Below are 14485 nucleotides of genomic sequence, written 5' to 3'. Positions count from 1 at the left end.
CTTGCGGGGGAGATGTCCGGCAGGACAAAGGGGGGTGCTCAAGCGCCTTGCCATGATGAAAAAGCAAAGATTGTTCCTCTTCGACACCACACTGCGCGACGGCCAGCAGACGCCTGGCATCGACTTTTCGGTCGAGGACAAGATCGCGATCGCAAAACTGCTTGACGAATTCGGCATGGACTATGTCGAGGGCGGTTATCCCGGCGCCAATCCGACCGACACTGCATTCTTTCAGCAGAAGCGCACGGCGACGGCCAAATTCGTCGCCTTCGGCATGACCAAGCGGGCAGGGGTGTCGGCGTCCAACGACCCGGGCCTTGCCGCGCTTGTCCAGTCGAAATCGGACGCCATCTGCTTCGTTGCCAAGAGTTGGGATTATCACGTTCGCGTCGCGCTTGGCTGTACGAACCAGGAGAATCTCGACGCCATCAAGGCTTCGGTCGAGGCCGCTGTCGCTTCAGGCAAGGAAGCGATGGTCGACTGCGAGCATTTCTTCGACGGCTTCAAGGCCAATCCGGACTATGCGCTGGCCTGCGCAAGGACGGCGTATGACGCCGGCGCACGCTGGGTGGTATTGTGCGACACCAATGGCGGCACGCAGCCCTCGGAAGTGCGCGGCATCGTCGACAAGGTCATCGCGGCAGGCATACCGGGCGACCGTCTCGGCATCCATGCCCATGACGACACCGGCCAGGCCGTGGCGAATTCGCTTGCCGCCGTCGAGGCCGGCGTGCGGCAGATCCAGGGCACGCTGAACGGCATCGGCGAGCGCTGCGGTAACGCCAACCTGATCTCCATCATCCCGACGCTGGCGCTGAAGCCGGCATTCGCGGATCGCTTCGAGACGGGTATTTCGGCGGAAGCCCTGACCGGCATTTCACGTCTGTCGCGCGCCTTCGACGAATTGCTGAACCGCGCGCCGGAAGCGCAGGCGCCCTATGTCGGCGCCTCGGCCTTCGCTACCAAGGCCGGCATCCACGCTTCCGCCCTGGCCAAGGAGCCAGCGACCTATGAGCATGTAGAGCCGGAAGCCGTCGGCAACCGTCGCCGCGTCATGGTCTCCGACCAGGGCGGCAAGGCCAATTTCCTCGCCGAGCTGAAGCGGCGCGGCATCGATGTGCCGAAGGACGATCACCGGCTCGACGCGCTGATCGCCGTCGTCAAGGAGCGCGAGGCCGAAGGCTATGCTTATGAAGGTGCCGACGCCTCATTCGAGCTCCTGGCGCGCAAGATGCTGCACGGCCTGCCCGAATTCTTCAACGTCACCTCGTTTCGCTGCATGGTCGAGCGTCGCTTCGACGCCAATGGCCAGTTGAAGACGGTGTCCGAGGCGATCGTGAAAGTGCTGGTCGACGGTGAGGAGAAAATGTCGGTGGCCGAGGGCCATGGCCCGGTCAACGCGCTCGACATCGCGCTGCGCAAGGATCTCGGCAAGTACCAGAACGAGATCGTCGATCTCGAACTTGCCGACTTCAAGGTGCGTATCCTCAATGGCGGCACCGAGGCCATCACCCGTGTCCTGATCGAATCGCATGATTCCTCTGGGGCCCGCTGGTGGACGGTCGGTGTGTCGGAAAATATCATCGATGCGTCCTTCCAGGCGCTGATGGATTCGATCGTCTACAAGCTGATGAAGAATCGCGAGATGGCGGGACTTGTTGCGGCCGAGTAAGTTTGAACCATCAGCGAAAGTCCATTGATCCATCAGAACTTTGCGATGGTCTTGCCAGGGTTGCTAGGCCATAGCGTTGGCCCATGGCCACTGAAGCAATTACCCTTGACGCAGATTCAAAAGCCCGCCGCGGCTTCCTGCTGGCGCTGGGTGCCTATCTCCTGTGGGGATTGCTGCCTTTCTACATGAAGGCGGTGGCGCATCTGCCGCTTGCCGAGGTGATCGCCCATCGCGTCGTCTGGTCCGTGCCGATCGCCGCGGCGGTTCTGGTCTGGGCCGGCCGCACGGCGGACTTCAAGGCGGCAATTCGTTCGCCCCGCACCATCGCCATGGCGGCGCTGACGGCGGCACTGATCTCGATCAACTGGGGCATTTATGTCTGGGCGATCGCCGTCGACCGCACCGTCGAGACCGCGCTCGGCTACTACATCAATCCGCTGGTCAGCGTCGTCGTCGGCGCGCTGCTGCTGGGCGAGCGGCTCGACCGTTTGCAGGTCGGTGCGGTGGTGCTTGCGGCGGTTGCGGTCGCGGTGCTGACTATCGAAGGCGGCAAGTTGCCCTGGGTGTCGCTGGCATTGGCGTTTTCCTTCGCCGCCTACGGCTTCTTACGCAAGACGCTGCCGATCGGGCCAAGCCAGGGCTTTCTGCTCGAGGTGCTTCTGCTGTCCGTGCCAGCTCTCGGCTATATCGTCTACTTGATTGCGACCGGACAGGATCACATCGTATCCAGCACTGGCACCGATACGGCGTTGCTGATCGGCTGCGGTCCGATCACATCGGTGCCACTGCTTTTGTTTGCGTTCGGCGCCAAGCTTTTGCGGCTCTCCACCATCGGCATCATGCAGTACATCGCGCCGACCATGGTGTTCCTGATCGCGGTGCTGATCTTCAACGAGCCGTTCGGCACCACGCAGGCCGTCGCCTTTGTCCTGATCTGGGCGGCACTCGCGATCTATTCCTGGTCGATGTTGACCAGCGCGCGCAGGGCGGCTCGATAGAAAGTTTCAATGCGGAGGACCTTCGCCCTTCGGCGCCAGAAGTTGCCAAGCTGCCGCTACAGCCCCCGGCCAAGGCGCCTGACAAAAAGATAGGTGGCCGCCGCGATGGCCAACGACACTGCCGTCACAATCCAGAAGCCCATTGGCGTGTCCACCAGCGGCAGCCCGCCGACATTCATGCCGAAGAGGCCTGAGATGATGGTCATCGGCAGCAGCACCGCCGTCAGCACCGAAAGAATGTAGAGCAGCTGGTTCGACTGCATCGTCAGTTTCGCCATCAGTTCGTCCTGCAATAGCCTCGTGCGCGCTTGCAACTGCTCGCCGTCGTGATAGAGGGTCTGCGCTCGGTGCGAGAGCCTGGCGGCCATGTCGTTTATGGGGTCGGGCAGCTCGTCGCGATGTGCATGGTCGAGATGCCTGAACAGATTGGTGAGCGTCGCCATCTGCCGGTGGATGACCACCAGTTGCCGGCGCGCCTCGACCAGCGCTTGCCGCTCATTGTGCCATGCATCGCGCACGACGCGGTCCTCGATACCGTCCAGCGTATCGCCGAGCTTGCCGAGTTCGCTCGCCATGCCGTCGAGCGACTGGCCCATGACGGCCTCGATCAGGTCCGACGGCGAGCGGAATTTGCGTGATCCATTTTCCACCGCCTTGCGAACGGCGTCGACAGACTCCAGCGGCTGCTTGCGGGCGCCTATCAACATTGTGTCGTTGAAGGCGAAGCGGAAATGGACGAGCCCGCGTGCCTCCGAAAAGTCGTGCTTGAGGTCCGGCAAATCGCCATAGAGCCAGCCATCCTCATAGTCGATGTGACAGCCATGGCTTGGCGCCAGGAAAGCATCGCGCGCCGGGGCCGGCAGAACCTTCTCCGCGCCGATCTCCTGGCGTGCATGCAGATCGGTGATCTGGTAGCTGCGCCAAGTCCAGTGCGCGGTGGCGGCATCCTTGCTCCGCACGCCTTCCGCGGTGAAATGATAGATGAAGAACAGCCCGTGCTCGTCGGGCAGGTAGGGCGACAGGTCGGCGCCTTCCGGGGCGAGGGCGGTATCCATGGGCATAGTGCCAGATGCAAGTTTCGGACGTGGCGCCGCGTGGCGGCTACCTCACCGCGATTTCTAGCACGCGCGGACCCGTTTCCGTGTGACGGTTTCTTGACAGTCGATCACAGTGTGTCGACGAGCAGCAATGCGGTGGCGATAGGGCAGTAGGGCAGTAGGGCAGTAGGGCAGTAGGGCAGTAGGGCAGTAGGGCAGTAGGGCAGTAGGGCAGTAGGGACTGTCTTTCCCTACTGCCTTACTGCCTATTCCCTATTCCCCTAACCTTACATTTTGTCGATCACCGATTGTACGCCCTCGGTTGGTGCGTCGACGGAGGAGCCGGCCACCATGATGGCGGCGACGATGGCCTCGGGGTCGTTGACGACCAGCGGCTTGACCCGTTGCGCGGTGTGGATGAAACCCTCTGCGGTCATGTGATCAAGCAATGTCAGCATCGGATCCCAGAATCCGCCGACATTGCCGAACACGATCGGTTTGCGGTGGTGGCCGAGTTGCGCCCAGGTCATGATCTCGACGATCTCCTCGACCGTGCCGATGCCGCCTGGCAACGCCACAAAGGCGTCGGATTTCTCGAACATTCTATGTTTGCGCTCGTGCATATTGTCGGTGATCAACAGCTCGTCGAGCCGGTCGAGCGCGGTTTCGGTTGCTTCCCAGTTGATCAGGAAGCGGGGAATGATGCCCGTCACCTTGCCGCCGGCCTTGAGCGCGCCTTCGGCGACGGCGCCCATGATACCCTTGGTGCCGCCGCCATAGATCAGCCTGAGGCCGGAGCGCGCGAGCGAGCGCCCGAGCAGGTGGCCGGCCTTGGCGTAAGTTTCATCGCGGCCCGGAGACGAGCCGCAATAGACGCAGACGGATCGAATCGTGTTCATACCGATGATTGGTGATTGGGTCTGAAAGCGCGGTCAAGCCCCAAGGGCCAAGAAGGGCGGGCTTTTTCTTGTCGGTCGTGGCAAAACACGCTAGACCGGCATTAGGTGGCTAAGGGGTAGCGAAATACATGACAATTAATCCATTAAAGGCGTTCTTGTTCGCGGCGGGTGGGACCGTCGCGGCCGTGGGAACAGCCTATGTGTCGGGCGCGCTCGACCCTTATCTTCATCGTAAACCGCCGGCGGAAGTCGCGGCATTGACACCGCCAGCGGCACCGAAACCCGCGGATGCGGGCACGGAAGCGCGCCTGCCGGCGCAGGCAACGACCGCTCCAGCCGCCCCCGCAACCGGTGCGGCAGCGCCCGCAACGGCCGGTCCGGTCACGCCGACTTTCGATGTCGTGCGTGTCGAGGCCAATGGCTCGATCGTCGTCGCCGGCAATGCGGCGCCCAGCTCCAAAGTCGAGATCCTCAACGGCACGCCGGTGCTCGGTTCGGCGGTGGCGGGTCCCGATGGCGCTTTTGTCATCGTGCTCGACGATCCGTTGAAGCCCGGCGACTATACAATTGCACTGCGTTCGACGACCGGCAGTATCGTGACGACCTCGGCGCAAACCGCTGTCGTCTCGGTTCCCGCGACTGCCTCCGGCCAGGTTCTGGCCATGGTCGAGGAGCCGGGCAAGCCGGCCGAACTGCTCACAGTTCCCGCGCCCGAAAAGAAACCGGAAGCACAGACAGCCGGCAACCAGGCTGTCGCAGGAGCGGCCGCCCCAGCCACCGAATCGCCGGCTGCAACCGCGCCGGCACCGGCAGCTCAGGCCGCCGTATCCGTGGGTGAACCCAAGATCGTCGTCGAGGCGGTCGAGATCGACGGCAACAAGATCTTTGTCGCCGGCCTTGCCGATCCGGGCCGCAAGGTCCGCGCTTATGCCAACGACATCCTGCTCGGTGATGCACAGACATCGCCCGACGGGCATTTCCTTGTCGAAGCGACACGGGACGTTCCGGTCGGCAGCTATACCATCCATGTCGACGGCCTCGATGCCGACGGGGTGAAGGTCGTGGCCCGTGCCGCCGTGCCGTTCGAGCGAGAGCCGGGCGAGGCGGTCGCCGCCGTGGCCCCGGATACCAAGCCCGCGGAGGCAAAACCGGCCGAAGCAAAGCCGGCCGCACCTGCCACTGAAGCTCCGGCCGTTGTCGCTGCCGCAACGCCGCCAAGCGACGTGCCCGAGACCGTGGCGCCCAAACTCGAACATGCCGGCGGCGCCGTCATTATTCGCCGCCATGACACATTGTGGCGGATTTCGCGGCGCGTCTACGGCTATGGCATGCGCTACTCCACCATCTACCTCGCCAACCAGGATCAGATCAGGAATCCTGACCGCATCTGGCCCGGTCAGGTGTTCAAGGTGCCGGGAAAGTCCAAGGAAGGCGAAGCCGCCGACCTCAAGGCGATAGGTGAGCAGGCGACGACGGCGCCGGCGAAGACGCAGTAGGAAAAGGTCGGCAATTCAGGCGATCTACCCATCGGTCTAGCTTGCCCTGTCATCGTTCATCGTCTATCGCCGATGAACGATGACAGAATCCGTCCTTGAACCAGACCGCGCCGGCGCTCTGCCCAGCTGCATCCCCGATAGCCGGGCCGTCGCGGCGCGGTTCGCTGCACTGTCGCATCCGGCGCGTATCGAGATACTGAAGCACCTCTCGGCCAGCAATTCCTGCTGCTGCCGCGAGGTCGTCGACCGTTTCGATCTGGCGCAGTCGACCGTGTCCCAGCATCTCAAAATACTGGTCGAGGCCGGCCTGGTCCGGTTCGAGCCGGATCGTCAGCGCTCCCGCTATAAGGTCGACCAAGCAGCGCTTGCCGATGTTTCGGCATCGCTGAGCGCACTCATCAATTCCTGCTGCTCCGGCCGCTGATCCTCTCACCCAAGGGCAAGAAAAGTGGCCGAAAAAACCGTCTCCGCCGACACCTCAACTCTCACGACGCTACGCAACCTCTGGCCCTATATGTGGCCGGCCGACCGTGCCGATCTCAGGGCACGGGTGACTTGGGCGACGCTGCTGCTTGTCGTTGCCAAGGTGACATTGGTCGCCGGCCCTTATTTCTTCAAATGGGCAACCGATGCGCTGGCGGGCGGCTTCAAAACGCCGCCGCCGCTGCCGTCGTTCCTGCTCGCCCCGGTGATGCTGGTCATCGCCTACAACGTGCTGAGGCTCGTTCAACTCGGCTTCAACCAGTTGCGCGATGCGCTGTTTGCCCGGGTCGGCCAGCATGCGGTGCGTCAGCTTGCCTTTCGCACCTTCGTCCACATGCATCAGCTGTCGCTGCGCTTCCACTTGGAGCGCCGCACTGGCGGCCTGTCGCGCATCATCGAGCGCGGAACCAAGGGCATCGAAACGATCGTGCGTTTCATCATGCTCAACACCGCCCCGACCATCCTCGAATTCGCGCTGACCGCCGGTATATTCGGTTTCACCTACGGCTGGAAATATGTGGCCGTGGTGGCGGTGACCGTCTGGGTCTATGTCTGGTTCACGGTGAAGGCGAGCGACTGGCGCATCTCGATCCGCCGCGACATGAACGACAGCGACACCGACGCCAACACCAAGGCGATCGATTCGCTGCTCAATTTCGAGACGGTGAAGTACTTCACCAACGAGCGAATGGAGGCCGAGCGCTTCGATCGCTCCATGGCGCGCTACGAGATCGCCGCCACCAAGACCTGGACCTCGCTCGGCTGGCTGAACTTCGGCCAGGGCTTCATCTTCGGCCTCGGCACGGTGGTCGTCATGTGCATGTCGGCGCTGGAGGTGCAGGCCCACACCCAGACCGTGGGTGATTTCGTCTTCATCAACGCCATGCTGGTGCAGCTTTCGGTGCCGCTCAACTTCATCGGCTTCATCTACCGCGAGATTCGCCAGGGCCTTACCGATATCGAGCACATGTTCGACCTGCTCGACGTGCCGCAGGAGATTGTCGACAAGCTCGATGCCAAACCGCTGGCCGTCGGTGCCGGCAAGGTCGAGTTCCGCGACGTGCATTTCTCCTATGATCCGAACCGCAAGATCCTGAAGGGCGTCAGCTTCGAGGTTCCGGCGGGCAAGACGGTCGCCATTGTCGGACCGTCGGGCGCCGGCAAATCGACCATCTCGCGGCTGCTGTTCCGATTCTACGACGTGCAGGGTGGCCAGGTGCTGATCGACGGCCAGGACATCCGGGATGTGACGCAGGACAGCCTGCGCGCGGTGCTCGGCATGGTGCCGCAGGACACGGTGCTGTTTAACGACACCATCGCCTACAACATCCGCTATGGCCGCGTTGGTGCAAGCGAGGAGGAAGTGCGCAAGGCCGCCGAACTCGCCCAGATCGGGCCGTTTATCGAGAAGCTGCCGGACGGCTACAAGTCGATGGTCGGCGAGCGCGGGCTGAAGCTCTCCGGTGGCGAGAAGCAGCGCGTCGCGATTGCCCGCACCATCCTGAAGGCGCCGCCGATCCTGATGCTCGACGAAGCGACCTCGGCACTTGACAGCCACACCGAGCAGGAGATCCAGGCCGCGCTCGATCTCGTCAGCAAGGGGCGCACCACCATCGTGATCGCCCACCGGCTGTCGACGGTGATTTCCGCCGACGAGATCATCGTGCTGAAGGACGGCCAGATCGCCGAGCGCGGCACCCATGTCGAGCTGCTGCGAAAGCACGGCCTCTACGCCTCGATGTGGGACCGCCAGCGAGAGGCGACCGAAGCCGAGGAGCGGCTGCGCATTGCCCGCGAAGGCGACGAGCTTGGCGTCGTTGTTCGCCGGCGGACATCGGAGGTAAATTGATCTTTGCGCTTGACCTCAACTTTGGTTGAGATTGTACGCTGTTCTTGGAGCCCAAAACGACATGGTTCAAGAGAACGGAACGATTGAAATGAGCGAGACAAATCATAATGTTGATAGCGGCAGCGTGTTCCGGGTCGACAAGTTCGTCGTCCCCGCCGCCGCCCGCGAGGAGATACTCGTCAAGGTCAGGACAACCCACGAATTGCTGCGCCAGCAGCAGGGTTTCGTGCAGGATTTCGTGCTCGAGCAATTTTCGGGGCCGGGCGAATTCAACCTGGTGACGATCGTCGAATGGGAAAGCCAGGCGGCCGTCGACAATGTCGTGCCGATCGTCAAGGTCGCGCATGAGCGCATCGCCTTCAATCCGCAGGAAACCATTGCGCGCCTGGGCGTCAAGGCCGACATCGCCAACTACCAGCGCGTGCCGGAGGTGTAAGGGGTTATCTTAGAGCCGCGGCGCCTGGTCGATGCGGGCGTTGCTCCTCCTATTCAATAGATCAGGCAAAGGCTTTTATCTCCGACTGCTGGTGATATTGTCCCGATAGAATAATCGCCAATTTACTTCGGAGTATTTCGATGTTTGGGTTTTTCTCGCGTAAATCCAAAGAAGCCTCCGAGAAGAAAGCGCTAGCTTCGGAGGGTAAGGGAGGTAGCCTTCTGGTGCCCCTGGTCGTCGTGCCTCGTTCGAAGATCGAAAAGGCCGACGAAAAGCCTTTTCAGCTTGTCATTGCCGTCATGCAATTCGCCGTGACGATGATTTCCAAAGGGCTTTATCGGTATCCAGAGATCAACCCCAAGGCGATGCAGGTATTTCACTCTGACGAGTATTCCTCGGAGGTAAAGAACGGCGGCCACAGTCAATTCATCCACAATGCAGGCGAAGAGATCGACCCAATGATTGCCAACGCCAGAGCTGCGCTCATCGCTTGCGGTGCAAAGGGCCAGTTGGCGACTTTGGAAAAAATGTCGGCATGGGTCGCCAAACATCCCGACAAAGCGGCCGAACAAACGGGCTTCGAGGGTGGCCGCGACGATTTCCTGGATACGCTCGATGACGCATTCTACGAAGCGGACGAAGCCGTGGCGATGGAGGATTTGCTTGCGCGGTGGATCACGTCCTGGCCCGATCTGCAAATTGTCGATGATGACGATTACGACGATGCCATCGACCAACTGGTGCTGGCAAACCCCCAGCGCAAAGGCAGGCTTCTTCACGAGTCGGTTAGCAAACTGGTGCGCCAGATGTTGAGCCAGCGCGAGGTTGGCGCCGGCCTAGCCTGCGCAAAAATATCACCACCGGAGATCAAGCTGGCATTCGGGATGGCAAGGATATTGGACGTCGAAGGCGAAAAGCAGCTGGTTTTCCAGCTTCGAACCAGTTCGAAAGAGCTCCGGCTGTGCGCCAAAACAAAGGCAAGCGTTGCCGTTTACGAACATATCGCGCCCGAAGATCCACCGATCGTACGCCCGAGTGAGAACTCGTTGGGAGCGAACCCACCACGAATCGGCGTGCGGCTTGGTCATGCTGAAGGATCGGAGATCAACGCGGTTATCGAATTGGCCGAGCAATTCCATGCTCCGGTCGCAGTCGACCTTTTGTTGCGCAAAGCCGGGTTCGATCCTGTGGGTGCAGTTGTTTCAGCGAACTCGATGGTGCAAACGGCGGAAGGACCAGTCGTGAATTGGGTGGTAACGGCGTCGGACCGGGCCTTCCTTTTCTTGTCCTCGCCGAACGGCGGTCTGCTCTTGCGGGGCAAGGACGACGAAAAGCTCGCAGAGGCTACCATGTCCGAACTCGACGAGCACTTTGATCGCTCCGCTGCCGCCGGATAGGCATCTGCTCGCGTTTCGGGGGATCCGCCTCCAGTGACCCGCCATCCTCCCCCCATTGTTGCGTTGCGGGCAGGGGGGCTTTCCGCTATTGAGGCCGGACCTGAAACAGGGACAGCCCCCACCCCATGAGCCTTGTCGACACGGTCAAGAACGCGTTCGTACCGATCCATCGCGAAGGCTATCCCTTCATCGCGGCCTTCGGCGCGGCGACCCTTTTCCTCGGCTATTTCTCGTCGATCCTGTTTTGGATCGGCCTGATCCTGACCGCCTGGTGTGTCTACTTCTTCCGTGATCCCGAGCGCGTCACACCGGTTGACGATCGCCTGGTGGTGAGCCCCGCCGATGGCATCGTCTCGGCGGTTGGCCCGGCCGTGCCGCCGCGCGAGCTTGGCCTCGGCAATGTCGAGATGACCCGCATCTCGGTTTTCATGAACGTCTTTTCCTGTCATGTGAACCGTGCCCCCGTGCGCGGCCGCATTGCCAAGATCGAACATCGGCCCGGAAAATTCCTAAACGCCGAACTGGATAAGGCCAGCACCGAGAACGAGCGCAACGGTCTCGTCATCGAGAGCCCCAACGGCACGGTGGCCGCTGTCCAGATCGCGGGCCTTGTGGCGCGGCGCATCATCTGCTGGGTCGAGGCCGGTGGCTCGATCGCCATCGGCGAGCGTTTCGGCCTGATCCGCTTCGGCTCGCGCGTCGATGTGTTCCTGCCCTTGACCGCCACGCCGCGCGTTGCCGTTGGCCAGACGGCGGTCGGCGGCGAAACCGTGCTGGCCGAATTCGGCGGTGCCACCGGCACGCCTTTGGTCAGGATTTCGTAAGCGGTGGGCGCGCCGTTCAAGAAATTCGAGGCCCATGCCAGCGGCGGTCCACGCATCCGCGAGATCCCGATGCGCATGGTGCTGCCCAATTTGGTCACCGTGCTTGCTATCTGCGCCGGCCTGTCCGGCATCCGTTTCGCCTTCGAAGACCGTTTTGAAACCGCGGTGGTCATGGTGCTGCTGGCCGCCTTCCTCGACGGCATTGACGGGCGCCTGGCGCGCATGCTGAAGGCGACGTCCAAGTTCGGCGCGCAGATGGATTCGCTGGCCGACATCGTCAATTTCGGCGTCGCCCCGGCTCTGGTTCTCTATGCCTTCCTGCTCGACCGCGCCGGCTCGCCGGGCTGGATCGCGGCGCTGCTGTTCGCCATCGCCTGCGGGCTCAGGCTTGCCCGCTTCAATGTGCTCGACGACGAGAAGGCCGAGCGTCCCCTATGGCAGTCCGAGTATTTCGTCGGCGTGCCGGCGCCGGCGGGCGCCGTGTTGGTGATGCTGCCGCTCTATCTCTATTTCCTGCGGCTCGGGCTGGAGCCCAGCCGCCCGGCCGCCTTCATCGCCACAGCGTTCACCATTCTGGTCGCCTTTCTTCTGGTCAGCCGTTTGCCCGTCTATTCCGGTAAAAGCGTCAAGATTCCCGGTGACCGCGTGCTGCCGGTGATTCTGGCCGTCGTGCTCTATATTCTCTTGCTGATGACCTATCCCTGGTACACGCTGACAGCCTCGGTCGCGGGCTATCTGATCTTCCTGCCGTTTTCCGTGCGCGCCTATTCCAAGCGCGCCAAGCTGGAGGGTGAGAAGGTGCCGCCTTCGGATATTGGCTAAGGGCTAAAGCGCGTCGCGCCGAAACGGAGTCACGCGACGCGCTTTAGGTCTTTGTTTTTACGCATGTCGTTCTCCCAAGACCGAGGTCACTTTTGGGCGATATGCGTTAAGCCGCGATGCCGAGCCCCAGCCTGTCGATCGCCAGCTTCCTGGTCGAGACATAGTCGGTCTTGCCGGAACCGAGCACCGGGATTTCTTCCACCTTGATGATGTCGTTCGGCACCATCAATTCGGCTGCCCCGGCCTTCTTGCCGAACTGCCGCAGCTCTTCCGGATTGGCATCGTCGGCGGTGGTGACCAGCACGATGCGCTCGCCGCGCCTCTTGTCCGGCACCGCCACCGCCGCATGGCGCTCTTCCGGCCACAGCGATTGCACCAGCATCTCGACGGCGCCCAGCGACACCATCTCTCCGGCGATCTTGGCGAAGCGCTTGGCACGGCCTCGAATGGTGATGAACCCTTCACGGTCGACGGCGACGATGTCGCCAGTGTCGTGCCAGCCAGTCAGCTGCTGCAACTCGCCGGGGCGGTCCGCGGTCATGTAGCCCATCATCAGATTGGGTCCGTCGAGCCACAACTGGCCGGCGTCCGAAATGCCTTCGACCGGCTCCAGCTTCATGCGCATGGCCGGCAAGAGCCGCCCGACGGTGCCATCCCGGCCATGGATCGCGGTGTTGACGGCAACCACCGGTGCGGCTTCGGTCAGCCCAAAGCCCTCGATGATCTCGGCCTGGAAGCGCTCGCGATAGACACGGCGGGTTTCCGGCTTGACCGCTTCGGCGCCGGCGACGACGAAGCGCAGGCTGGAGAAATCACCGTCCTTGGCCGTGCGCGCATAATTGGCGAGGAACGTGTCGGTGCCGAACATGATCGTCGGCTTCACCTTGCGCGCGATCTCGGGGATGATCTTGTAGTGCAGAGGCGAGGGGTAGAGGAACAGCTTTACGCCGGTGACCAGCGGCAGGATGGTGCCGCCCGTCAGGCCGAAGGAATGGAACACCGGCAGCACGTTGAGCAGGATGTCCGCCGGCGAGATGGTGACGCGCGCCTCGGCCTGCATGGCATTGGCGAGCAGGTTCTTTTGCGACAGAACAACCGCTTTTGGCGTTCCTTCCGAACCCGAGGTGAACAGGATCACCCCTGGCTTGGCCGCATCCTGCCGCTGCAGCGGCAAGCGCCACAACAAGGCAGCGGCAAGCTTGTCCAGAGTGGTGACGCTTTCGCGCAGATCTTCCAGCCACAGCAGCCTGGCGCCGCCCTTTTCGACCGCAGCGACAATATCGGCAAGATCCGCCTTCTCGACGAAGGCGCGTGAAGAGACAACGGTACGGATGACGGCTATGCGCACGGCAGCCGTGACGCTCGCCGGCCCGGCGGTGTAGTTGATCATCGCCGCCACCCTGCCGGCCGAGAGAACGCCGACCAACGACAGCACGACGCCATTGGCGTTGGGCAGCATCAGCCCGACCGCTTCGCCTGGTGCCGTCACCGCCTCGAAGCGCCTGCCCAGCACGCGTGCGCCCATGAACATCTTGCGGTAGCTCAGTGCGCCGGAGATGACGTCCTCGATGATCGGATGCGAGGCGCCGACGCGGGTCGCGGCATCGCGCATGGCCAGGAACAGGCCACGATCGAGATCCGTGCCGAAAAGCCGCGCCTCGGCGACGCGGTCGAACAGCGCATTGGTGTTCGAAGCCTGGTCCGGGTTGCGCGCCACCAACTCGGCGATAGTCATCGGCTCCAGCGCGCTGATCGACAATTGTGGAAACCAGTGCCGTGGCGCCTTGTCGGCCGGTGTCAGCGAAACAGGCAGGCTGCGCATGCCGGAGACAAAGATTGGCACGATGCTGGCGTCCGCCTGCATAGCGATACGGGTGACGGCACGAAAAAGCCGAAACGTCTTGACGTCAGGCTCGACCGCATCCGGCAGGTAGACGGCGAGGCGCCCCTTACCCTTCAGCACGCGCACCAGCCGGCGACTGACGAAGACATGCTCGGCATTGAAGGCGATGGTGCGGCCAAGTTCGCGCCATGGCTCAAGCCAAGGCGAGCGCGCCGAGACCTCGTCGAGTATGTGCAGCGTGTCATCGGGCAACAGCGACAGCATCAGCGCGGGCTCGAAGCGCGATTGATGCGAGATCACATAGATGACCGGAACCTGCGCCTTGCGGGCGACCCTGATGCGGTTGTCGGCGATCCGGTAGGCGAGCTTGAACGGGACATAAAGCAGCGCCTGGCTGAAGCGCAGGCCGAGGCGGAATTTCTCTACCTCGCCGATCAGCAACCAGGCCAGAACAAGGCCGGCAAACAGCGCCAGTGTCAGGATCATACAGCTTCTCTCCCAACGATCTTTATTATAGCGGCTCTTTTGCGGCTGCGTCGAGGCAGAACCTAGACGATGTGGGAGGAAGGTCAATGCGGGAAGAAGATGCTATGCTGCCTTCAAGCGCCCGCTGTCCGGGCTCCGTGCCGACCAGGCTTGAATCTCTTCGCCACCTCTTTGCAAAGAAAAAGCCGACCTTGCGGTCGGCTTGGGAGTAGGACGGGTCGAGGGGTTTGGGGGGACTTGGGG

The 14485-nt window shown here is 62.3% G+C and carries 12 protein-coding genes; 9 read left to right on the top strand and 3 right to left on the bottom strand.

The window, feature by feature from the left end:
- The first annotated feature begins 55 nt into the window (after positions 1-55).
- Together cimA and rarD are read left to right on the top strand one after the other, a co-directional pair.
- Complete coding sequence (gene cimA, locus FJ930_RS26510) at positions 56-1672, top strand: citramalate synthase (protein WP_140739086.1); 1617 nt, start codon at positions 56-58, stop codon at positions 1670-1672.
- Between the two features lie 83 nt (positions 1673-1755).
- On the top strand, positions 1756-2670 hold the full coding sequence (gene rarD, locus FJ930_RS26505; protein WP_140737896.1) for an EamA family transporter RarD: 915 nt from the start codon (positions 1756-1758) through the stop codon (positions 2668-2670).
- Positions 2671-2726: 56 nt separating this feature from the next.
- On the opposite strand, the gene FJ930_RS26500 is transcribed toward rarD, so the two are convergent.
- Both FJ930_RS26500 and FJ930_RS26495 read right to left on the bottom strand, forming a co-directional pair.
- Positions 2727-3725, bottom strand: coding sequence for a transporter (locus FJ930_RS26500; protein ID WP_181176236.1), 999 nt, complete (start codon positions 3723-3725; stop codon positions 2727-2729).
- A 269-nt stretch (positions 3726-3994) separates the two neighbouring features.
- Positions 3995-4606, bottom strand: coding sequence for a TIGR00730 family Rossman fold protein (locus tag FJ930_RS26495; RefSeq protein ID WP_141840743.1), 612 nt, complete (start codon positions 4604-4606; stop codon positions 3995-3997).
- A gap of 128 nt (positions 4607-4734) precedes the next feature.
- On the opposite strand from FJ930_RS26495, the gene FJ930_RS26490 reads away from it, so the two are divergent.
- The 7 genes from FJ930_RS26490 (at position 4735) to pssA (ending at position 11913) form a co-directional block, all read left to right on the top strand.
- Positions 4735-6102 carry a LysM peptidoglycan-binding domain-containing protein gene (locus FJ930_RS26490; protein WP_141840742.1) on the top strand — a complete coding sequence of 456 codons (1368 nt, stop codon included), beginning with the start codon at positions 4735-4737 and terminating at the stop codon, positions 6100-6102.
- A gap of 79 nt (positions 6103-6181) precedes the next feature.
- A complete protein-coding gene (locus FJ930_RS26485; RefSeq protein ID WP_141840741.1) occupies positions 6182-6526 on the top strand; it encodes a metalloregulator ArsR/SmtB family transcription factor in 345 nt (114 codons plus the stop codon).
- A gap of 24 nt (positions 6527-6550) precedes the next feature.
- Positions 6551-8434: an ABC transporter ATP-binding protein/permease gene (locus tag FJ930_RS26480; RefSeq protein ID WP_141840740.1), complete on the top strand. Its 1884-nt coding sequence runs from the start codon at positions 6551-6553 to the stop codon at positions 8432-8434.
- An 88-nt stretch (positions 8435-8522) separates the two neighbouring features.
- A complete protein-coding gene (locus FJ930_RS26475) occupies positions 8523-8870 on the top strand; it encodes an antibiotic biosynthesis monooxygenase (RefSeq protein ID WP_141840739.1) in 348 nt (115 codons plus the stop codon).
- Positions 8871-9010: 140 nt separating this feature from the next.
- On the top strand, positions 9011-10267 hold the full coding sequence (locus FJ930_RS26470; RefSeq protein ID WP_141840738.1) for a DUF4375 domain-containing protein: 1257 nt from the start codon (positions 9011-9013) through the stop codon (positions 10265-10267).
- A 125-nt stretch (positions 10268-10392) separates the two neighbouring features.
- The gene (locus FJ930_RS26465) at positions 10393-11091 is read left to right on the top strand and encodes a phosphatidylserine decarboxylase (RefSeq protein WP_140737914.1); all 699 of its coding nucleotides are present in this window, start codon (positions 10393-10395) and stop codon (positions 11089-11091) included.
- Between the two features lie 75 nt (positions 11092-11166).
- A complete protein-coding gene (gene pssA, locus FJ930_RS26460; protein WP_246677036.1) occupies positions 11167-11913 on the top strand; it encodes a CDP-diacylglycerol--serine O-phosphatidyltransferase in 747 nt (248 codons plus the stop codon).
- A gap of 106 nt (positions 11914-12019) precedes the next feature.
- On the opposite strand, the gene FJ930_RS26455 is transcribed toward pssA, so the two are convergent.
- Positions 12020-14242, bottom strand: coding sequence for an AMP-binding protein (locus FJ930_RS26455; protein WP_141840736.1), 2223 nt, complete (start codon positions 14240-14242; stop codon positions 12020-12022).
- Positions 14243-14485 lie beyond the last annotated feature (243 nt).

The sequence above is a fragment of the Mesorhizobium sp. B2-4-15 genome (genome assembly GCF_006658505.1).
Classification (GTDB): domain Bacteria; phylum Pseudomonadota; class Alphaproteobacteria; order Rhizobiales; family Rhizobiaceae; genus Mesorhizobium.
This window is presented reverse-complemented; position numbering and strand designations above follow the sequence as displayed.

Coding starts and splice junctions, on each gene's coding strand:
- cimA (WP_140739086.1), top strand. CDS start 56: ATGAAAAAGCAAAGATTGTTCCTCTTCGACACCACACTGCGCGACGGC.
- rarD (WP_140737896.1), top strand. CDS start 1,756: ATGGCCACTGAAGCAATTACCCTTGACGCAGATTCAAAAGCCCGCCGC.
- FJ930_RS26500 (WP_181176236.1), bottom strand. CDS start 3,725: ATGGATACCGCCCTCGCCCCGGAAGGCGCCGACCTGTCGCCCTACCTG.
- FJ930_RS26495 (WP_141840743.1), bottom strand. CDS start 4,606: ATGAACACGATTCGATCCGTCTGCGTCTATTGCGGCTCGTCTCCGGGC.
- FJ930_RS26490 (WP_141840742.1), top strand. CDS start 4,735: ATGACAATTAATCCATTAAAGGCGTTCTTGTTCGCGGCGGGTGGGACC.
- FJ930_RS26485 (WP_141840741.1), top strand. CDS start 6,182: ATGACAGAATCCGTCCTTGAACCAGACCGCGCCGGCGCTCTGCCCAGC.
- FJ930_RS26475 (WP_141840739.1), top strand. CDS start 8,523: ATGAGCGAGACAAATCATAATGTTGATAGCGGCAGCGTGTTCCGGGTC.
- FJ930_RS26470 (WP_141840738.1), top strand. CDS start 9,011: ATGTTTGGGTTTTTCTCGCGTAAATCCAAAGAAGCCTCCGAGAAGAAA.
- FJ930_RS26465 (WP_140737914.1), top strand. CDS start 10,393: ATGAGCCTTGTCGACACGGTCAAGAACGCGTTCGTACCGATCCATCGC.
- pssA (WP_246677036.1), top strand. CDS start 11,167: ATGGTGCTGCCCAATTTGGTCACCGTGCTTGCTATCTGCGCCGGCCTG.
- FJ930_RS26455 (WP_141840736.1), bottom strand. CDS start 14,242: ATGATCCTGACACTGGCGCTGTTTGCCGGCCTTGTTCTGGCCTGGTTG.